Consider the following 20,314-nt stretch of genomic DNA (forward strand, 5'->3'; position numbering starts at 1 on the left):
TCAGTGCAGCGGGACGCGCACCATGCCCTCCTGCGCGACGCTGGCGACCAGCAGTCCGTTGCGCGCGTAGATGCGACCGAGCGAGAGTCCGCGGCCGCCCGAGGCGCTCGGCGCCTCCTGGACGTACAGCAGCCACTCGTCGACGCGCGCCGGGCGGTGCCACCACATCGCGTGGTCGAGGCTGGCGATCCGGAGCCCGGGCGTCGTCCACGCGGCACCGTGCCGGCGCAGCGTCGACTCCAGGATCGTGTAGTCGCTCGCGTACGCGAGAGCTGCGCGGTGCAGCATCGGATCGTCGGGCAGGGTGCCGAGGGAGCGCATCCAGACGCTCTGATGCGCCCGGCGGTCGGGATCGGCACGGAGGTAGACCGGCTGCTCCACGTGCCGCACGTCGAACGGCCGCTGCGTCGCCCAGAAGCTGCCGACCGGGTGGTCGACACCGGCGAGGATCTCGGCGGTGCTGGGCAGCGACTCCGGATCGGGCACGCCCTCCGGCATCGGAGTCTGGTGGTCCAGGCCCTCGTCCTCCGTCTGGAACGACGCGATCATCGACAGGATCGGCGCGCCGTTCTGGTACGCCTGGGTGCGCCGGGTGCAGAACGACCGGCCGTCGTGGATCCGGTCGACCGAGAACGTGATCGGCAGCTCCACATCGCCCGGGCGGAGGAAGTAGCCGTGCATCGAGTGCACGCTGCGGCCCTCGACCGTGCGGCCCGCCGCGATCAGCGACTGCGCGAGCACCTGGCCGCCGAACACGCGACCTTCCGGCATCCACTGCGACGGCCCCGTGAAGATGTCCTCGCTGGTCCGCGCCCCCGTGTCGGTCAGATCGAGCGCGGTGAGGAACGAGGACAGGGGATCGGACACGGTACCTCCGGGATGTCGGCCGATCGGTCGAGCGGCTCGGGGTAAGTTTATCGATGCGATGAATGCGTCCTTCTCCCTCGCGGATCCGCCCAGCCTCTCGGATCTGCGGGTCTTCCTCGGCCGGTCCGCCCGCGTCGACGACGGCGCGGTCCGACTGGTCGCCGACGACCACGTCCTGGCCACCTACACCGCGATCCTTCAGCCGCGCGGGATCCTCGACCGCTCCGCGACCGTGCTCGGCCTCCGTGTCTTCGCGCTCGATCAGCCGGCCGCGTTCGACCGGGTGATCCCGATCCGCGCGCTCAACGACCGCCTGGCCCGCCTGCAGTGGGAGCCGGGAGGAGCCGACGGCAAGCCGGTCGTTCTCCCCGACGGCGACGACGCCACGGCCGGCGCCTGGGCGGGCATCGCGCCTCCGCGCGGCGGCTGGGCCCGACGCGAGCCGGTGGACCCCGCCTTCCTCGAGAAGGTCGCCCGCGACGGGATCGACGAGATCGCGGCGGCCGTCGGCTCGGCGACCGGGGAGCAGATCGTCGGACGGGTGCGCTCCTCCGTCTGGGGCCGGCCCCTCGACGGTCTCGAGGACGTGCCCGCCGGAGCCGCCTTCGCCCTCTTCGCGCTAGGCTTCCTCGGAGCGGACGACCCGGTCGCCCTCCTCGAGAGCGGTCCGTGGCGCCGCCTCACGTCGAGACGGGGACACGTCCTCGTCCGCACCCCCGCCTGACTACTCCTCGAAAGTGTTGACCATGGCGTGCGCGGCGCGCTCGAGGTAGTCCCAGAGCAGCGCGTCGTCCGCGGGTGCCAGCTCGAGCTCGTCGACGGCGACGCGCATGTGCTGCAGCCAGTGATCGCGGGCCGCGGGATTCACGCGGAACGGCTGGTGGCGCATCCGCAGCCGCGGGTGCCCGCGCTCCTGGCTGTAGGTGCCCGGGCCGCCCCAGTACTGCTCGAGGAAGCCCGTCAGCCGCTGGATCGCACCCTCGAGATCGTCCTCGGGGTACATCGGCCAGAGCACTTCGTCCTCGCGCACGCCCTCGTAGAAGCGCCGCACGAGCCGTTCGAACGTCGGGCGGCCGCCGATGTGCTCCCAGAAGCTCCGGAGCGGCGGGGTGCCGCCGATCTGCAGTCCGCTCACGAGCGGGGTCCTTCCGTCGGGGGAGTCGGGTCGCCGTCGCGGGGACGGGAGCGGAGCCCGGGGGAGCCGCACGGGCTTCCCGTGCTCGGTGGTGACTGTCGGGGACGGCGTGGTGCGCGGCGGCTTCGCTCCTCCGACGCTGGTCGCCCCCTCGAACCCGCTCAGCACGACCGCGTTGAGCGAGGGCAGCTTGACGTCGAGCGCATCGAGGGCCCGCTTCAGACGCAGACGGAGCTCGCGGGCGACGTCGTCCTTGGCGGTCGTGCGGGTCTTGATCACCAGGCGCACGACGAGCGCGTCGTCGGCGATCGACTCCAGGCCCCACAGCTCGGGCTTGTCGATGATGCGGGCCCGCCAGCGGCTGCTGCCGGCCAGCTCGGTCGCGGTGGCGAGGACTGTGCTCTGCACCTGCTCGAGGTCGGTCTCGTAGGGCACCGCGAGGTCGATGATGACCCGCGACCAGCCCTGCGACATGTTGCCGACCCGCGTGATCTCTCCGTTGCGGACGAACCACAGCGTGCCGTTGACGTCGCGGATCTGGGTGATGCGGACGCCGACCGCTTCGACGACCCCCGTCGCCTGCCCGGTGTCGACGACGTCGCCGACGCCCAGCTGGTCCTCCGCGACCATGAACAGGCCGTTCAGCACGTCCTTGACGATGTTCTGGGCGCCGAAACCGAGGCCGGCGCCGAGTGCCGCGGTCAGCAGGGCGAAGGAGCCGATCAAGGTGCTGTCGATCGTGTTGACGATCATCACGAGCGCGATGACCACGATCAGGATCGAGCTGATGTTGTTCAGGATCGACCCGAGGGTGCGGGTGCGCTGGACCACGCGGACGGCGGCGAGCGGTGAGGCTGCGATCGACTGGGTGTCCTCGACGCGCTGGCGCCGCTTGACGCCCGAGACGATCTGGTCGACCACCCGGCCGACGACGAAGTGCGCGATGACCCGGGCGATCAGCGCGCCGAGCACGATCGCGAGGACCCAGACGCTCTTCCAGAACACCGGGGTGTCGAAGAACGAGATGGTGGCGGAGACGGGATTCGGGGTGGAGGTCTCGAAGAGCAGCATGACCCCTCCAGGCTACGGGACGCCTTCCTCCCCGTCCGGTGTGCGCGCACCGCTCCTGGGTGCCGCGCGGGGTGTATAGATTCGGGAGGAGGGCCGCGAGGCGGTCCGCCACCGAGGGAAGGACCTCCCGTTGCTGCACTCGACCCGGACGCCCGCCGACAAGCGCCGACTCTTCCGCGAACGCCTCGCCACGGGCGAGCTGCTGCAGCTGCCGGGCGCGTTCACCCCGCTCTCGGCGCGGCTCATCGAGGCGAAGGGCTTCGACGGCGTGTACGTCTCGGGCGCCGTGCTCTCGGCCGAGCTGGGGCTGCCGGACATCGGACTCACCACGCTCTCGGAGGTCGCGGGTCGCGGCCAGCAGATCGCGCGCATGACCGACCTGCCGGTCCTCGTCGACGCTGACACCGGCTTCGGCGAGCCCCTGAACGTCGCGCGCACCGTGCAGATGCTGGAGGACGCGGGAGTGGCGGGCCTGCACATCGAGGACCAGGTCAACCCGAAGCGGTGCGGGCACCTCGACGGCAAGGCCGTGGTCGACGAGAGCACCTCGGTGCGCCGCATCGCCGCGGCGGTCGACGCGCGCCGCGATCCGGACCTCCTCGTCATGGCGAGGACCGACATCCGGGCTCTCGAGGGTCTGCAGGCCGCGATCGACCGCGCGAAGCGGCTGGTAGACGCGGGAGCGGACGCGATCTTCCCCGAGGCGATGCGCGACCTGAGCGAGTTCGAGGCGGTGCGCGCCGCGGTCGACGTGCCGGTGCTCGCCAACATGACCGAGTTCGGCAAGAGCGAGCTGTTCACGACGCAGCAGCTGGCGGACGTCGGCGTGAACATCGTCATCTACCCCGTGTCGCTCCTGCGCATCGCGATGGGCGCGGCGATGCGCGCGCTCGACGGTCTGAAGGCCGAGGGCTCGCTCCGCTCGGAGGTGCCCGGCATGCAGACCCGTGCCGAGCTCTACGAGCTGCTCGACTACGAGTCCTACGGCCGTTTCGACGAGGGCGTCTTCGACTTCAGCCTGGCCGACCACTACGGCGCCTGAGCGCCCGCACTCCCCGGTGCGGCGCCGCACCGGGTCCGTCTCGCGAAGGAGCGATGCATGAGCACGACGAGTCAGGACATCAGGAAGGGCCTCGCGGGGGTCGTCGTCGACACCACGTCGATCTCGAAGGTCGACCCGGAGTCGAACTCCCTGCTGTACCGCGGGTACCCGGTGCAGGAGCTCGCGTCGCGGTGCTCGTTCGAGGACGTGGCCTGGCTGCTGTGGCACGGGGAGCTCCCGACGGCGGAGGAGGCGGCGGCGCTGTCCGACATCGAGCGCGCCCACCGCGACCTGGACCCCGCTGTGCGGGCCGTGATCGATCTCCTGCCGCTGACGGCCCATCCGATGGACGTCGTCCGGACCGCCGTCAGCGTCCTCGGCGCCCTCGATCCGGAGCCGGGAGCGGACGCGCCGGGGGAGGTGCTCGCGCGCTCGGTGCGGCTCTGGGCCGCGCTGCCCGCCGTCGTCTCCTTCGCGCAGCGACGTCGGCGCGGCCAGGAGCCGATCGCGCCGCGGGGCGACCTCGACTACTCCGAGAACTTCCTCTGGACCACCTTCGGCGAGGTGCCCGACCCGGTCGTCGTCGACGCCTTCCGCGTCTCGCTGATCCTGTACGCCGAGCACTCGTTCAACGCCTCGACCTTCACCGCGCGGGTCGTCACCTCCACGCTGTCCGACGTCTACTCAGCGGTCACGGCGGCAGTCGGCGCCCTCAAAGGGCCGCTGCACGGAGGCGCGAACGAGGCGGTCCTGCACGTCTTCGACGAGATCGGCCTCGGCCCCGACGCACCTGCGCGCTCCCGGGAGTGGCTGGCCGGTGCGCTGGCCGCCAAGCGGAAGATCATGGGCTTCGGTCATCGGGTCTACAAGTCGGGGGACTCGCGCGTGCCGACGATGGACGCCGCGATGCGCCGTCTGGCCGAGCACGCGGGCCGTCCGGACGTCGTGGAGCTGTCGGACGCGCTGGCCGAGGCCATGGCGGAGCGCACGGGCATCCTGCCCAACCTCGACTATCCCTCAGGGCCCGCCTACCGGCTGATGGGCTTCGACACCGAGGTCTTCACTCCGCTGTTCGTCGCGGCGCGGGTCGTGGGCTGGACGGCGCACGTGATCGAGCAGCGCTCCGCGAACGCGCTCATCCGGCCCCTGTCGCAGTACGACGGCGTCGCTCGACGATCGGTGCCCGAGCGCTAGGGTCGCTCGCCGATCGGCGCCCGAGCGGTAGGGACGAAGGAGGGGCGCCGGATCGCTCCGACGCCCCCTCCGAGGCCGATCAGCGGGTCGATCAGCGCCCGTCGCGCTCCTGGGCGCGCAGGGCGCGCTCCACACCCGCCAGGTTCTCGACGACGAGACGGCGCAGTGCCGGCACCTCGGGGTTCGCCTCGAGCCACTCCCGCGTCGCCGCGACGATCTCGGGTGTCGGGGTGGCAGCCGGGTAGAAGCCGACGACGAGGTACTCGGCGATCTTGTAGCTCTTCGAGTCCCACAGCTCGCGCAGAGCATCGAAGTAGACCGGCACCATCGCGTCGAGCAGCTGCGGGTCGCTCGTGCGCTGGAAGCCGAGGCCCGTCGAGCGCACGATCGTGTTCGGCGCGGAGTCGTCGGCCGTGACCGACTCCCAGGCCGCGCGCTTCGCCTCGGCGGTCGGGATCGCGGCGCGGGCCTGCGCCGCCGACTGCTGACCGGTGGCCGTGGTGTCTGCGGCGAGAGCGGAGTCGATCTCCTCCGTGCCGGCCCGCCCGCCCGCGACGAGCGCGATCAGCAGCTCCCAGGAGAGGTCGGTGTCGATCTCGAGGCCCTCGAGCGAGGTCGAGCCGCTGCGCAGCGCCTCGAGCGCGTCGAGGTGCTCGGGCGTCGACGCGACGGCGGCGAAGAACTTCACGAACTGGAACTGCGCGTCGCTGCCGGCCTCCGCCTCCTCGGCCAGGGTGCGGAGCCGGTCGCCGACCTGAGCGACGGTCTCGGAGCGGTGCTCCGGAGCGACGTACTGGGTCGCGGTCGTGACCAGCTGGCCCAGCACCGTGCGGAGCGTGGTCGACTCGGTCTCGGTGGCGATGTTGCCCAGCACGAGGCGGACGAAGTCGCGGGGAGCCGACTCGGCGTCCCGCGTCGCATCCCAGGCCGAGCCCCAGACGAGCGAACGCGCCAGGGGGCTCTCGATGCTCGCGAGGTGCTCGATCGCGACGTCGAGCGAGGCGTCGTCGAGCCGGATCTTGGCGTACGCCAGGTCGTCGTCGTTGAGCAGCACGAGGGCCGGGCGGGTGCGGCCGATCAGCTCGGGCACCTCGGTCCGCTCGCCGTCGACGTCGAGCTCGAGCCGGTCGATCCGCACGAGGCGGTCGCCCTCGAAGTCGTAGAGGCCGATCGCGAGGCGGTGCGGACGGATCGTCGGGTACTCCTCGACGGCGCTCTGCAGGATCGCGAAGGAGGCGATCGAGCCGGACTCGTCGACCGCGATCTCGGGACGCAGGGTGTTCACTCCGGCCGTCTCGAGCCACTGCGCCGACCACTCGGTCAGGTCGCGGCCGCTCGTGGCCTCCAGCTCGACGAGCAGGTCGCGCAGCTCGGTGTTCGAGAACGCGTGCTTCACGAAGTACTCGTGGACGCCCGCGAGGAACTCCTCCTCGCCGACCCAGGCCACCAGCTGCTTGAGCACCGAGGCGCCCTTGGCGTAGGTTATGCCGTCGAAGTTGACCTGGACGTCCTCGAGGTCGTTGATCGTCGCGACGATCGGGTGCGTCGAGGGCAGCTGGTCCTGGCGGTACGCCCAGCTCTTCTCCATCGCGGCGAAGGTCGTCCAGGCCTCGGTCCACTCGGTCGCCTCGGCGGTGGCCAGGGTGGACGCGTACTCGGCGAACGACTCGTTCAGCCAGAGGTCGTTCCACCACTTCATGGTCACCAGGTCGCCGAACCACATGTGCGCGAGCTCGTGCAGGATCGTGACGACCCGGCGCTCCTTGATCGCGTCGGTGACCTTGGAACGGAACACGTAGGTCTCGGTGAACGTGACCGCTCCCGCGTTCTCCATCGCGCCGGCGTTGAACTCGGGGACGAAGAGCTGGTCGTACTTGTCGAACGGGTACGGGACGCCGAACTTCTCCTCGTAGAACGCGAAGCCCTGCTTGGTCTTCTCGAAGACGTAGTCGGCATCGAGATGGGGAGCGAGCGAGGCGCGGGCGAAGACGCCCAGGGGCACGGTGCGGCCGTCGGAGGAGACGAGCGAGTCGCGCTCGACCACGTACGGTCCCGCGATGAGGGCCGTGATGTAGGAGGAGATGCGCGGCGTGGGCTCGAAGCTCCAGGTCGCGACGCCCTCGCCGGCCGGCACCGGCTCCGGGGTCGGCTGGTTCGAGACGACCTGCCAGGTGGCGGGCGCGGTGACGGTGAAGCGGAACTCCGCCTTGAGATCGGGCTGCTCGAACACCGCGAACACGCGGCGGGAGTCCGGCACCTCGAACTGCGAGTACAGGTAGACCTCGCCGTCGACGGGGTCGACGAAGCGGTGCAGGCCCTCGCCGGTGTTGGTGTACATCGCGTCGGCGACGACGGTCAGCTCGTTCCGGGCGGCGAGGGAGTCGAGGCGGATCCGCACGCCGTCGGCGACCTCGGCCGCGTCGAGCTCGACGCCGTTCAGCACGACCGAGTGGACGGTCCGCGTGATCGCGTCGAGGAAGGTCGACGCCCCCTCCACCGCGGTGAAGCGCACGGTCGTCGTGCTGAGGAACGTCTCCGGCCCCTGCGTGAGGTCGAGGCGGATGTCGTAGTCGATGACCTGGATCAGCGAGGCGCGCTCCTGCGCTTCGCTCCGGGTGAGGTTGTCTCCTGGCACGGGTGCTCCATCCGTTCGTCTCGGGCGCGGCCGCCGGGCGCCGGGGTGCGGGCGCCGACGATCAAGCCTAGGGCCGTGGCGCCCGGTGGCACCCGGGCGGCGCTCAGGCGCACGGAGGGTGCGGACGGCGGCGTAACGTGAGGGCATGACCTCCGTGGATTTCTGGTTCGACCCCTCCTGCCCCTGGGCCTGGATGACCTCCCGCTTCGTCGACGAGGTGACGCCCGCCCGCGACCTCGACGTCACCTGGCGCATCATGAGCCTCGCCGTCCTCAACGAGGACAAGGACGTCGACGAGTCCTACCGCAGCTTCCTGCCGCGGGCGCTGCGCTACACGCGCCTCGTCGCGGCCGTCGGCGAGCGCGAGGGCCGCGAGAAGATCAAGCCGCTCTACGACGCTCTCGGCACCCGGATCCACGTCGGAGGCCGCACGGACGTCGACGCGGTCATCGCCGAGTCGCTCGCCGAGATCGGAGTCCCGGCCGAGCTGGCCGCCTACGCCGACTCGGAGGAGTACGACGCCCCGATGCGCGCCTCGCACTTCGAGGGGATCGACCGCGTCGGCCAGGACGTCGGCACCCCCGTCATCGCGATCGGCGACGTCGCCTTCTTCGGCCCCGTCCTCTCGCCCACTCCGCGCGGCGAGCAGGCGCTGACCCTGTGGGACGGCATCGTCGCCGCCGCCTCGTACGACGGATTCTTCGAGCTCAAGCGCTCGCGGACCCGCGACCCGCAGTTCGACTGAGGGCGACCGCCGTCCGCGGGCGGTACTCTGACTCCCGGCCCGCTCGAGCGGGCATCGATTCGGCACTCTCAAAGGACGAGCGCGTGCGCATCCACATCGCAACGGACCACGCCGGGCTGGACTTCAGCCGGCACCTGATCGAGCACCTCGGTGCGGCGGGCCACGAGGTCGTCGACCACGGTCCGACCTCCTACGACCCGCTCGACGACTACCCGTCGTTCTGCATCAACGCGGCAGCGGCGGTCGTGCGCGACCAGGAGGCCGGCGTGCAGGCGCTAGGAGTCGTCTTCGGCGGCTCCGGGAACGGCGAGCAGATCGCGGCGAACAAGGTGGCGGGCGTCCGCGCCGCCCTGGTCTGGAACCTCAGCACCGCGGTCCTCGCCCGCCAGCACAACGACGCCAACGTGATCTCGATCGGCGCCCGCCAGCACACGGTCGACGAGGCGACGGGTTTCATCGACGCGTTCGTCGCCGAGCCCTTCACGTTCGAGGAGCGGCACGTGCGCCGCATCGCGCAGCTCGCCGAGTACGAGGCCACCGGCGACATCGCCGGCCGAGCCGTCGACTCGACCGCGAAGAGCCGCTAGGTGCCGGAGGGGCACTCCGTCCACCGCATCGCGCTGCAGTTCGAGCGCGACGTGGTCGGGCACGCGGTGGCCGTCAGCAGTCCGCAGGGACGGTTCGCGGAGGGCGCCGCGGTGCTCGGCGGGCGGACCGTCCTCGAGTCGACCGCGGTCGGCAAGCACCTGCTGCTGCGCTTCGAGGGCGATCTGTTCCTGCACGTGCATCTCGGCCTCTACGGGGCGTGGGACTTCCTCGGGCACGTCTCTCCGCTCTTCCCCGACGGGAAGGCGGGCAGCAGCATCGGCGCCCCGCGGCGGCGGCGCGCGGTCCGGCTCTCCGAGACGGAGCACGAGACCGACAGCGACCTCGACGAGTTCCCGCCCCCGCCGATCGGCGCCGTGCGCGTGCGCCTGCAGACGGAGGAGACGGTCGCCGACCTGCGCGGACCGACGGCGTGCGAGGTGATGGACCCGTCGCAGGTCGAGGCCCTGCTGGCGCGGCTCGGCCCCGATCCGGCCGCCGACGACTCCGATGCCGCGCGCGAGCGCTTCGTGACGCGGCTGCGCAAGACGGCCACTCCGGTCGGACTGGTGCTGATGGACCAGTCGGTCGTCAGCGGCATCGGCAACATCTACCGGGCCGAGCTGCTCTACCGCGCGGCGCTGGACCCGCACACGCCCGGCAAGCAGGTGCCGCTCGAGCTCGCGAACGAGCTGTGGGCCGACTGGGCGCTCCTGCTCGAGGACGGCATCCGCACCGGCATGATGATCACCCGGCGCGGGCTGACCGCCGCCGAGCGGTCGAAGGCCGTCCGCAGCCGCGCCGAGCGCAACTACGTCTACAAGCGCGAGGGCCTGCCCTGCCGCGTCTGCGGCACGAACGTCCTCCTCGAGGAGATCGGCGCGCGCAAGCTCTACTGGTGCCCGGTGTGCCAGTCGTGATCGAGGCCGGACGACGATGAGCGGATCGCTGCTGCTGCGCGGCGCGCGGCTGCTGGGCGCCGATGCTCCGGTCGACGTGGTGGTGCGGGACGGGGTGATCGACTCCGTCGGCGCCGCGGCCGGACCGGTCGACCACGTCCGCGACCTCGACGGCCGGTGGCTGCTGCCCGGACTGTGGGACGAGCACGTGCACTTCTCGCAGTGGGCGATGACCGCTCCGCGCCTGGACGTCTCGTCGGCCGTCTCGGCTGCCGAGGTCGTGGCGGCGGTCCGCGACCGGCTCGCCGTCTCGCCCGCGGGAGCGACGACCACGCTCGTCGGCTTCGGCTACCGCGACGGCCTGTGGCCCGAGCCGCCGACCACCGGGCAGCTCGACGCCGTCGCGCCCGAGCGGCCCGTGGTGCTCGTCGGCGGCGACCTGCACTCCGTCTGGCTCAACTCCGCGGCGCTCCGGCGCTACTCCGTGCCGTGGACGGACGATCTCCTGCGCGAGGACCCGTGCTTCGAGCTCGTCACGGCGCTCGGCGCCATGACCGACGACGAGCTCGACCTGCTCGTCGACACGGCGGCCCGGCAGGCGGCCGCGCGCGGGGTCGTCGGAGTCGTCGATCTCGAGATGCGCTGGAACGTCGGCGACTGGACCCGCCGCGTCGCTCACGGCACGCGGTCCCTCCGGGTGGACACCGGGGTGTACCGGGACGACCTGGACCGCGCGATCCGCGAGGGGCTGCGCAGCGGGGACGAGCTCGCCGGGGGAGAGGGCCTGCTCCGGATGGGCCCGCTCAAGGTGCTGATCGACGGCTCCCTGAATACGCGGACGGCCTTCTGCGAGCACCCGTACGAGGGTGCCGGCGCGGGGCGCGGGGTCCTCACCGTCGATCCGGTCGAGCTCGACGAGCTGCTCGCCCGCGCGGCGGCGGCCGGGATCCGGTCGACCGTGCACGCCATCGGCGACGCGGCCGCCACGGTCGCGCTCGACGCCCTCGCGCGGGTGGGCGGCGGCCGGATCGAGCACGCGCAGCTGCTCTCGGACGCCGACATCCCGCGGTTCGCCGGCCTGGGAGTCGTGGCCGGCGTGCAGCCCGAGCACGCTCTCGACGACCGCGACGTCGCCGACCGCTACTGGGCGGGACGGACCGGCCGCGCCTTCGCGCTCCGCTCGCTGATCGACTCCGGAGCGACGGTCGTGCTGGGATCGGACGCCCCCGTCGCGCCGCTGGACCCGTGGGTCGCGATGGCGGCGGCCGTGGCCCGGGCGCGCCCCGGCGATGAGCCCTGGCACCCCGAGCAGCGCCTCGATGCTCGGGAGGCGATCACCGCCTCGACGAGGTCGCGACGGCTGCGGCCGATGGCGGGCGACCCCGCCGACCTCGTCGTGGTCGAGCGCGACCCGCTCACCGCTGCTCCGGACCGGCTGCGGACCATGCCCGTGGCGCTGACGTTCCTCGCGGGCCGCGTCACCCACGAGGCCTGACGCCGGTCCCGGCCGACCGGGCAGACGGAAGGCCCACCGGATCCGAGGATCGGGCGGGCCTTCCGGGTGCGTCCGGGAGCGGGTGCTCAGCTCTCGCTGACGTGCGCGAAGAGGAACCAGCGGTCCTTCTCGAGGCCGCGGCCGATCTCGATGGCGACGTCCTGGCTGCTGGCGTCGATCTCGGCGAGCTCGGCGATCGCGGTGTTCACCGTGGCGATCGCGACGTCCATCTGGGTGATGATCTCGACGATGGCGTTCTCGGAGCGCTGGAACCCGGGGGTGAGGGGCTGGGTCCGCGTCGCCGAGGCGACGGTCTGGATGCGGGCGTCGACGGGGAGGCCGAGGGCGACGACGCGCTCGGCGGCGAGGTCGGCCCACTCGATCGAGTGCGCGACGATCGTGTCGAGGAGCTCGTGCACGCCGATGAAGTTGGCGCCGCGCACGTGCCAGTGCGCCTGCTTGCCGTTGACGGCCAGCGCGGTCATCTCGACGACGACGGGGCTGAGGAACTGAGCGACTCCGGATGCGACATCCGGGTTCGACGAGGTGAGCGACGTGACGGATGCAGTGGACATCGATCGGGTCCTTTCGAGAGGGGGTGACTGATCGTCAACTGTACGCCGCAGCCCCGTCGCCGCAAGGAAGCGGAGGCTCCGCTAAGCGCCGCTGAGGTGAGGCTGTCCTCCTCCGCGAGGGCCGCAGGAGCGACGGAGACGGGGGTCCGCCCCCGGGTGCCGAGAGGGCGCCGCCGATACGCTCGGACCGGCGTCCCCCTCCCGCGGCGGGCGTGAAGGAGGGCCGTGATGAGCGCTGCGTCGTCACCGCTGGCCGAGGCGACCCGCGCCTACCTCCGCCTCTGGCGCGGGGTGCCGCGTGAGGCGCTCGCGCTGGTCGTCGCGGTGCCGTTCGCGGTCGTCGGGGCGACGACGGTCGGCCTCGCGCTCGTCGCCGCGCTCGGGCTCATCGGGGTGCTGATCGGGGTCGTCCTGGTCCCGGTCGCCCTGATCGTCGCGCGCTTCTTCGCGCGCGGCACCCGGTGGCTCGACCTGCTCGCCGGTCGCCCGGACATCCCCGAGCCCCGAGCGCGCCGGGCGCCCGCCGGTACGGCCCCCGCCACCTTCGCGCTCTACGGTCCCGTGATCGACGGCCACTACTGGCTGGCTCTGCTGCACACGCTGATCGTGGCTCCGCTGCTCTCGACGGTCCTCGGGGCCGTGCTGGTGCTGTGGCTCTGGGCGGGGGCGGGGACCCTCGTGACGGCGCTCGACGGCACGGGAGGCGGCTCAGCGACCGCCGCCCGCTGGGTGGCCGACCGCGTGAGCTCGCTGCTCGGCGTGCCCGAGCCGCCGGAGATCCTCGTCGTCCTGGCCGCAGTCGCCGTCTTGGTGCTGTTCGTCTCGACCCTGCCGTTCGCGACGCGCGGCCTCACCCTCGCCCGCTACCTGGTCGACAGGCTGCTGCTGGGCCCGTGGAGCTCGGAGGCGCTGCAGCGCGAGGTCGAGGAGTTGAGCGCCTCTCGCGGAGCCGCCGTCGCCGCCGAGGACCGCGAGCTGCGCCGGCTGGAGCGGGACATCCACGACGGACCGCAGCAGCGGCTCCTCCGGGTGCAGATGGACCTCGCGTCGGCGGAACGCCGTATCGGCGCGGATCCGGAGGGAGCGACGGCCCTGATCGCGCAGGCCCGCGAGCACGTCGGCGCGGCGCTGGACGAGCTGCGCGCCCTGTCGCGCGGCGTCGCCCCGCCGATCCTGCAGGACCGCGGGTTCGAGGCGGCCGTGCACTCGATCGCCGCGCTGAGCCCCGTTCCGGTGGACGTCGTCGTCGACCATCCGATCCGGGGGGTGCCGCCGGAGGTCGAGCGGAGCGTCTACTTCGTCGTAGCGGAGCTGCTCGCGAACGCGTCGAAGCACGCGAGGGCCCGGCGCGTCCGGGTCCACCTCGACGTGCGCGATCCGGGCCCGTCCGGGGAGAGCTGGCTCGACGTCTGGGTGATCGACGACGGAGTCGGCGGGGCGGCCGCGATCCCCGGCCACGGACTCGAGGGGGTCGAGGGGAGGCTCCGAGGTCTCCGCGGCGTCCTCCGCCTGGACTCGCCCGCGGGAGGACCGACGACCGTCGGCGTCCACGTGCCGTTCCGCCCGCTCCCCGCCGATGCCCCCGCTCTAGGCTGACGGAGTGAGCTCCGCACCCGTGATCCGCGTCGCCCTCGCCGAGGACTCGGTACTCCTCCGGGAGGGTCTCGTCCGACTGTTCGAGGACGCGGGGTTCGCCGTGGCCGGAGCGTTCGGCGACGCCGAGGGACTCGTGGCCCTCCTCGAGCGCGAGCCCGCGGCGGTCGACGTCGCCGTGCTCGACGTCCGCATGCCGCCGACCTTCCGTGACGAGGGGGTGCGTGCGGCCCTCCGGATCCGCGCCGCGCACCCGTCCGTCGCGGTCCTCCTGCTGAGCCAGTACGTCGAGGTGACCTACGCGCACGAGCTGCTCGGATCCGGTGAGGGCGGGATGGGCTACCTCCTGAAGGACCGGGTCGCCTCCGTCGACGAGTTGCGTGACGCGGTCGAGAGGGTGGCGGCCGGAGGGACCGTGCTCGACCCGCAGGTCGTGGCGTCGCTCCTGCAGCGCCAGCGCGATCCGCTCGCCTCGCTGACCCCGCGGGAGCGGGAGGTGCTCGAGGCGATGGCGGAGGGGCGCACGAACGCGGGCATCGCGGCGTCGCTCTTCATCGGGGTCGGCGCGGTCGAGAAGAACGTGACCGCGATCTTCCAGAAGCTCGGTCTCGAGGACTCGGGATCGGACCACCGGCGCGTCCTCGCCGTGCTCACCTGGCTGCGCTCGGCCCGCTGAGGTCCCGCTCGCCGAAGGACGGTGCGAGGATGCGGGACGAGCGTCCCGGAACGACGAGAGGAAGACGACGATGTCGAACGATCAGCAGGGGCCGCGCCTCCTCGGGCTCGGCGAGGGGCGATCGCCCCGCCTCGCCCGCACCGCCTGGGCGGCGCCCGGCGCCGTCCTCGTCGGCGACGTCGCCGTGGAGGAGCACGCGAGCGTCTGGTACGGGGCGGTGCTGCGGGCCGAGAGCGCGTCGATCCGACTCGGCGAGGGCAGCAACTTGCAGGACGGCGTGATCGTGCACGTCGACGCCGGGTTCGGTGCGACGATCGGCGCCGGGGTCTCGGTCGGGCACAACGCCGTGCTGCACGGCTGCACGCTCGAGGACGACGTGCTGGTCGGGATGAACGCGACAGTACTGAACGGCGCCGTCATCGGGACCGGCTCCCTCGTGGCGGCGGGTGCCGTGGTGCTGGAGAGCACCGTCGTCCCGCCCGGGTCGCTCGTGGCCGGAGTGCCGGCGAAGGTGCGTCGCGAGTTGACGGAGGAGGAGCGCGCCGGCATCCGCAGGAACGCCGAGTCGTACCGGGCGCTGACCGAGCTGCACCGGGGAGCGTCGGACGCGACGGCCTGACGCGGCCGACACGGTCAGAAGACCGGGCCGGTCAGAAGAGAGGAAGGAGAGGGGCTGACGAGAATCGAACTCGCATCATCTGTTTGGAAGACAGAGGCTTTACCACTAAGCTACAGCCCCGGATCCGCGGCGCGAGGCTGCGAAACGGGTGTGCGCCCATCTCTCGATCGGGCACCATGACACTGTAGTACATCCCGTGGCCGAGGCGGACACGTCCGTGCAGCACTGCTCGCGGCGCGCGGTCGGAACCGCGTTCCTGCCGGGCGAGTCGCGGTGGAGTACACTTGCGAAGGCCATTTCGGCGTGTTGCGACAGCGGACGTGCGGAGAGGGCTCGACGAGAGTCTCACAGCACGGTGCCCCGGCCCGCGCATCCGGGGCGTAGCTCAGCTTGGCTAGAGCGCCCGCTTTGGGAGCGGGAGGTCGCAGGTTCGAATCCTGTCGCCCCGACCACGATTCTCATCGTGACGACCTCGACCCGTGACGACCGTTTGCACGGCGCCGACACCAACCAGCACAGGAGATCCCCTCACGTGAAGACCACGGTAGAAAAGCTGAGCCCGACCCGCGTCAAGCTCGCGATTTCGGTCACCCCCGACGAGCTCGGCCCCAGCATCACGCACGCGTACGGCCACATCGCCGAGCAGATCAACGTCCCCGGCTTCCGCAAGGGCAAGGTCCCGCCCGCGATCGTCGACCAGCGCGTCGGCAAGGCGGCCGTGCTCGAGCACGCCGTCAACGAGGGCCTCGACGGCTTCTACCGCGAGGCCGTGCGCGAGTCCGAGGTGCGCCCCCTGGGCCGCCCGCAGGCCGACATCGTCGCCTGGCCGAGCGACAAGGACTTCACCGGCGATCTCGAGCTCGCGATCGAGGTCGACGTCCGTCCCGAGGTCGACGTGCCCGACTACGAGGGCATCGAGCTCACGGTCGACGCGGCCGAGGTCACCGACGCCGACGTCGACGCCGAGCTCGACCGCCTGCGCAGCCGCTTCGGCACGCTCGTGACGGTCGACCGTCCCGCGAAGACGGGCGACTTCGCCCAGATCGACCTGATCGCGACCATCGACGGCGTCGAGGTCGACACCGCCAACGCGATCTCCTACGAGCTCGGCTCGGGCGAGCTCATCGAGGGCATCGACGAGGCGCTCGACTCCCTCACCGCCGGTGAGAGCACCACCTTCACCGCCCCGCTGCTCGGCGGCGACCACGCCGGCGAGCAGGCCGAGATCGCCGTCACCCTCACCGCCGTCAAGGAGCGCGAGCTCCCCGACGCCGACGACGACTTCGCGCAGATCGCCAGCGAGTTCGACACGATCGCCGAGCTCCGCGAGTCGCTCAAGGAGCAGGCCGCTCAGCAGAAGACCTTCGGCCAGGGCGGCCAGGCGCGCGAGAAGCTCGTCGACGCCCTCCTCGCCCTCGTCGAGGTGCCGGTCCCCGCGTCGCTCGTCGAGGACGAGGTGCACCGCCACCTCGAGGGCGAGAACCGCCTCGAGGACGACGAGCACCGCGCCGAGGTCACCGAGGCGAGCGAGAAGACCTTCAAGACCCAGATCCTGCTCGACCACGTCGTCGAGCAGGAGAAGGTCCAGGTCAGCCAGGACGAGCTCACGCAGTACCTGATCCAGGGCGCTGCGCAGTACGGCATGGAGCCGAACGAGTTCATCAAGATCCTGTCCGAGAACAACCAGATCGGTCAGATGGTCGGCGAGGTCGCCCGCAACAAGGCGCTCGCGATCGTCCTCGGCAAGGCGAAGGTCGTCGACACCGACGGCAAGGCCGTCGACCTGACCGCCTTCACCGCCGTTCCCGGCGAGGACGACGAGTCGGCGGCCGACGAGACCGCTCCCGCGGTCGAGGACGCCGCCGCCGAGGTCCCGGTCGAGGCGCCCGCGGAGGCCGGCGACGCTCCGGCCGAGACGAGCGAGGCTCCGGCCGAGGCCGCAGCGGAGGAGCCCGCCCCGGCTCCGAAGAAGAAGCGCGCCCCCGCCAAGAAGAAGGTCGCCGCTCCCGCCGAGGAGACCCCGGCCGCCGAGTAGCACTCGCGCAGACGACCACAGGAGCCGCCCCCGATCCGTCGGGGGCGGCTCCTGTCGTTCCGGCGCAGGCGCGCCGCCCGGTCCGCCCCCGGCGAACACCGGCCGCTCCCGCTCCGCCCCGGGCGAACACGGCCGGATCGGCGGGGGAGCGTCCGATAGATTCGCCTCCGAAGCGACAACTGAAACGGAGCAATACATGGCCGACATGGTTATGCCCAACAGTGTTTTCGACCGCCTGCTCAAGGACCGGATCATCTGGCTCGGTTCCGAGGTGCGCGACGAGAACGCGAACGAGATCGCCGCGAAGCTCCTCCTCCTCGCGGCCGAGGACGCAGAGAAGGACATCTTCCTGTACATCAACTCGCCCGGCGGCTCCATCACCGCCGGCATGGCGATCTACGACACGATGCAGTTCGTCCCGAACGACATCGTGACCGTGGGCATCGGGATGGCGGCCTCGATGGGCCAGCTCCTCCTCACCGCCGGCACGCAGGGCAAGCGGTACATCACGCCGAACGCCCGCGTCCTGCTGCACCAGCCGCACGGCGGGTTCGGCGGCACCGCGTCCGACATCCAGACCCAGGCGCAGCTCATCCTCGACATGAAGAAGCGCCTCGCCGAGATCACCGCGAAGGCGACCGGCAAGACCGTCGAGCAGGTCAACGAGGACGGCGACCGCGACCGCTGGTTCAGCGCCGAGGAGGCCCTGGCCTACGGATTCGTCGACCACATCCGCTCCTCCGCGACCGACGTCGCCGGCGGCGGCGGAACCGCCACCGAGTGAGCCTTCCAGACGCGCCGAGAGATCAGGAACAGACAATGAACGCACCCACCTTCGGCGGAACGGCCTTCGGCTCCGGAGCCGCGCCGTCCTCGCGCTACATCCTCCCCACCTTCGAGGAGCGCACGGCCTACGGCTACAAGCGCCAGGACCCCTACGCCAAGCTCTTCGAGGACCGCATCATCTTCCTCGGCGTGCAGGTCGACGACGCCTCGGCGGACGACATCATGGCTCAGCTCCTCGTGCTCGAGAGCCAGGACCCCGACCGCGACATCGTCATGTACATCAACTCGCCCGGTGGATCCTTCACCGCGATGACGGCGATCTACGACACGATGCAGTACATCCGCCCGCACATCCAGACGGTCGTCCTCGGTCAGGCGGCCTCGGCCGCCGCCGTACTGACCGCCGCGGGCACGCCGGGCAAGCGCCTCGCGCTCCCCAACGCGCGCATCCTCATCCACCAGCCCGCCGTCCAGCAGGGTGGTGGCCAGGCTTCGGACATCGAGATCCAGGCGGCCGAGATCATGCGCATGCGCGAGTGGCTCGAGGAGACGCTGTCGAAGCACTCCAACCGCTCGATCGAGCAGGTCAAGAAGGACATCGACCGCGACAAGATCCTCGGTGCGGACGACGCGCTCGAGTACGGGCTGATCGACCAGATCCTGACCAGCCGCAAGAGCCTCCCGGCTCTCACGGCCTGATCGACCCTCGGAAGGGCCGGCGCGGAGAGATCCGCGACCGGCCCTTCCGCGCACCCGGGGTCGCGCCCGGGCGTCCGTAGCAAACCGTCACGATGGGCGCAACGGCCGCGAATCCCGGCCCGCCTGCCGAGCCCTCGCGATGCAGAGGCTAGGCTCGGAACCAGTTCCTCGGTCCCCGCACGACCGACGCACGACACGACCGACGCACGACAAGGAAGTGGGGCATCCCCGTGGCACGTATTGGCGAAAGCGCCGACCTGCTGAAGTGCTCGTTCTGCGGCAAGAGCCAGAAGCAGGTCCAGCAGCTCATCGCCGGTCCCGGCGTCTACATCTGCGACGAGTGCGTCGAGCTGTGCAACGAGATCATCGAGGAGCGGCTCTCGGAGTCGAGCGAGGAGACGAGCCACGAGTTCGACCTCCCGAAGCCGAAGGAGATCTTCGGGTTCCTCGAGGAGTACGTGATCGGCCAGGAGCAGGCCAAGCGAGCCCTCGCCGTCGCGGTCTACAACCACTACAAGCGGGTGCGCGTGCGCAACACGATCACCGCGGCCGATGCGATCCACGACGAGATCGAGATCGCCAAGAGCAACATCCTGCTGATCGGCCCGACCGGCTGCGGCAAGACCTACCTCGCTCAGACGCTCGCGAAGCGGCTCAACGTTCCCTTCGCGGTCGCCGACGCCACGGCCCTCACCGAGGCGGGCTACGTCGGCGAGGACGTCGAGAACATCCTGCTGAAGCTCATCCAGGCGGCCGACTACGACGTCAAGCGCGCCGAGACCGGCATCATCTACATCGACGAGGTCGACAAGATCGCGCGCAAGGCCGAGAATCCGTCGATCACGCGCGACGTCTCGGGCGAGGGCGTCCAGCAGGCCCTGCTGAAGATCCTCGAGGGCACGGTCGCCTCCGTGCCGCCGCAGGGTGGTCGCAAGCACCCGCATCAGGAGTTCATCCAGATCGACACGACGAACGTGCTGTTCATCGTCGCGGGAGCGTTCGCCGGACTCGAGGACATCATCTCGTCGCGCGCCGGCAAGCGCGGCATCGGGTTCGGTGCCCCGCTGCACAGCAAGGGCGACGAGATCAACATCTTCAGCGAGGTCCTCCCGGAGGATCTGCACAAGTTCGGGCTCATCCCCGAGTTCATCGGCCGCCTCCCGGTCGTCACCACGGTGACGCAGCTCGACCAGGATGCGCTGATGCAGATCCTGACCGAGCCGCGCAACGCGCTCGTCAAGCAGTACCAGCGCATGTTCGAGCTCGACGGCGTCGAGCTGGAGTTCGACCGCGGCGCCCTCGAGGCGATCGCCGACCTCGCCGTGCTGCGGCAGACGGGCGCCCGCGGGCTCCGCGCGATCCTCGAGGAGGTGCTCGGACCGATCATGTTCGAGGTGCCGTCGTCCGACGAGGTCGCCCGGGTCGTCGTCACCCGCGCCGCCGTGCTCGACAACGCCGCGCCGACGATCGTGCCGCACGCGCCGCGCCGCCAGGAGAAGAGCGCCTGACCCCCTCCGCCCCCGTCGCGCCAGTTCACCAGGATTGGCCCGGCGGGGGCGTCGTCGTGCCCGCTCCGGTTCCCTAGCCTGGCGGAGCGGGTCGTGGACGCGCCGCCCGGTCGGTCCGGGCGTCCGCGAACGGAGGAGCCGTCATCGTCCAGCCC

General features: G+C 71.4%; 18 protein-coding genes, 2 tRNA genes and 1 pseudogene. 15 read left to right on the forward strand and 6 right to left on the reverse strand.

Translation table 11 applies throughout. The features are described from left to right. Complete coding sequence (locus tag C1I63_RS13555) at positions 1-867, reverse strand: acyl-CoA thioesterase (RefSeq protein WP_244907080.1); 867 nt, start codon at positions 865-867, stop codon at positions 1-3. Between the two features lie 58 nt (positions 868-925). Here C1I63_RS13555 and C1I63_RS13560 point away from each other — a divergent pair, with 58 nt between their 5' ends. Then, on the forward strand, positions 926-1,591 hold the full coding sequence (locus tag C1I63_RS13560) for a DUF8185 domain-containing protein (protein ID WP_055792438.1): 666 nt from the start codon (positions 926-928) through the stop codon (positions 1,589-1,591). Here C1I63_RS13560 and C1I63_RS19815 read toward each other — a convergent pair whose 3' ends face one another. Beyond that, entirely contained in the window at positions 1,592-1,993 is a 402-nt protein-coding gene (locus C1I63_RS19815; protein WP_235576916.1) for a globin, read from the reverse strand. A 537-nt stretch (positions 1,994-2,530) separates the two neighbouring features. Next, a pseudogene (locus C1I63_RS20360) lies at positions 2,531-3,073 on the reverse strand (mechanosensitive ion channel family protein); the annotation flags it as partial. A gap of 130 nt (positions 3,074-3,203) precedes the next feature. Here C1I63_RS20360 and prpB point away from each other — a divergent pair. Both prpB and C1I63_RS13575 read left to right on the forward strand, forming a co-directional pair. Further along, the gene (gene prpB / locus C1I63_RS13570) at positions 3,204-4,115 is read left to right on the forward strand and encodes a methylisocitrate lyase (protein WP_107575120.1); all 912 of its coding nucleotides are present in this window, start codon (positions 3,204-3,206) and stop codon (positions 4,113-4,115) included. Positions 4,116-4,172: 57 nt separating this feature from the next. Further along, positions 4,173-5,309, forward strand: coding sequence for a bifunctional 2-methylcitrate synthase/citrate synthase (locus C1I63_RS13575; RefSeq protein ID WP_107575121.1), 1,137 nt, complete (start codon positions 4,173-4,175; stop codon positions 5,307-5,309). 91 nt (positions 5,310-5,400) lie between these two features. Here C1I63_RS13575 and pepN read toward each other — a convergent pair whose 3' ends face one another. Further along, positions 5,401-7,944 (reverse strand): aminopeptidase N, encoded by a 2,544-nt coding sequence (gene pepN, locus C1I63_RS13580; RefSeq protein ID WP_107575122.1) that lies wholly within the window; start codon positions 7,942-7,944, stop codon positions 5,401-5,403. 145 nt (positions 7,945-8,089) lie between these two features. Between pepN and C1I63_RS13585 the strand changes: the two genes are divergently transcribed. From C1I63_RS13585 to C1I63_RS13600, 4 genes are all read left to right on the forward strand, one after another. Further along, the gene (locus tag C1I63_RS13585) at positions 8,090-8,689 is read left to right on the forward strand and encodes a mycothiol-dependent nitroreductase Rv2466c family protein (RefSeq protein WP_107575123.1); all 600 of its coding nucleotides are present in this window, start codon (positions 8,090-8,092) and stop codon (positions 8,687-8,689) included. A gap of 83 nt (positions 8,690-8,772) precedes the next feature. Continuing rightward, a complete protein-coding gene (locus C1I63_RS13590; protein WP_055792425.1) occupies positions 8,773-9,276 on the forward strand; it encodes a ribose-5-phosphate isomerase in 504 nt (167 codons plus the stop codon). After that, a complete protein-coding gene (locus tag C1I63_RS13595) occupies positions 9,277-10,194 on the forward strand; it encodes an Fpg/Nei family DNA glycosylase (RefSeq protein ID WP_107575124.1) in 918 nt (305 codons plus the stop codon). It abuts the gene before it with no gap. Positions 10,195-10,210: 16 nt separating this feature from the next. Then, the gene (locus C1I63_RS13600; protein ID WP_107575125.1) at positions 10,211-11,668 is read left to right on the forward strand and encodes an amidohydrolase; all 1,458 of its coding nucleotides are present in this window, start codon (positions 10,211-10,213) and stop codon (positions 11,666-11,668) included. A gap of 86 nt (positions 11,669-11,754) precedes the next feature. Here C1I63_RS13600 and C1I63_RS13605 read toward each other — a convergent pair whose 3' ends face one another. Beyond that, positions 11,755-12,243 (reverse strand): Dps family protein, encoded by a 489-nt coding sequence (locus C1I63_RS13605; protein ID WP_055792411.1) that lies wholly within the window; start codon positions 12,241-12,243, stop codon positions 11,755-11,757. A 228-nt stretch (positions 12,244-12,471) separates the two neighbouring features. Here C1I63_RS13605 and C1I63_RS13610 point away from each other — a divergent pair, with 228 nt between their 5' ends. From C1I63_RS13610 to C1I63_RS13620, 3 genes are all read left to right on the forward strand, one after another. Further along, positions 12,472-13,839, forward strand: coding sequence for a sensor histidine kinase (locus C1I63_RS13610; protein ID WP_107575126.1), 1,368 nt, complete (start codon positions 12,472-12,474; stop codon positions 13,837-13,839). 4 nt (positions 13,840-13,843) lie between these two features. After that, complete coding sequence (locus tag C1I63_RS13615) at positions 13,844-14,512, forward strand: response regulator transcription factor (RefSeq protein WP_244907082.1); 669 nt, start codon at positions 13,844-13,846, stop codon at positions 14,510-14,512. A 70-nt stretch (positions 14,513-14,582) separates the two neighbouring features. Next, positions 14,583-15,131 (forward strand): gamma carbonic anhydrase family protein, encoded by a 549-nt coding sequence (locus C1I63_RS13620; protein ID WP_107575127.1) that lies wholly within the window; start codon positions 14,583-14,585, stop codon positions 15,129-15,131. A 49-nt stretch (positions 15,132-15,180) separates the two neighbouring features. On the opposite strand, the gene C1I63_RS13625 is transcribed toward C1I63_RS13620, so the two are convergent. Next, positions 15,181-15,251, reverse strand: a tRNA-Gly gene (locus C1I63_RS13625). A gap of 254 nt (positions 15,252-15,505) precedes the next feature. Between C1I63_RS13625 and C1I63_RS13630 the strand changes: the two genes are divergently transcribed. The 5 genes from C1I63_RS13630 to clpX all read left to right on the forward strand — a co-directional run bounded on the left by C1I63_RS13630 (position 15,506) and on the right by clpX (position 20,159). After that, positions 15,506-15,583, forward strand: a tRNA-Pro gene (locus C1I63_RS13630). Between the two features lie 80 nt (positions 15,584-15,663). Continuing rightward, the gene (gene tig, locus C1I63_RS13635) at positions 15,664-17,166 is read left to right on the forward strand and encodes a trigger factor (RefSeq protein WP_107575128.1); all 1,503 of its coding nucleotides are present in this window, start codon (positions 15,664-15,666) and stop codon (positions 17,164-17,166) included. Positions 17,167-17,362: 196 nt separating this feature from the next. Next, positions 17,363-17,950, forward strand: a complete 588-nt coding sequence (locus C1I63_RS13640) for an ATP-dependent Clp protease proteolytic subunit (RefSeq protein WP_055792396.1) — start codon at positions 17,363-17,365, stop codon at positions 17,948-17,950. A 35-nt stretch (positions 17,951-17,985) separates the two neighbouring features. Next, a complete protein-coding gene (locus tag C1I63_RS13645; RefSeq protein ID WP_055792392.1) occupies positions 17,986-18,651 on the forward strand; it encodes an ATP-dependent Clp protease proteolytic subunit in 666 nt (221 codons plus the stop codon). A gap of 230 nt (positions 18,652-18,881) precedes the next feature. Continuing rightward, entirely contained in the window at positions 18,882-20,159 is a 1,278-nt protein-coding gene (gene clpX, locus C1I63_RS13650) for an ATP-dependent Clp protease ATP-binding subunit ClpX (RefSeq protein ID WP_055792389.1), read from the forward strand. Positions 20,160-20,314: the final 155 nt, after the last annotated feature.

The organism is Rathayibacter caricis DSM 15933 (assembly GCF_003044275.1).
GTDB lineage: Bacteria > Actinomycetota > Actinomycetes > Actinomycetales > Microbacteriaceae > Rathayibacter > Rathayibacter caricis.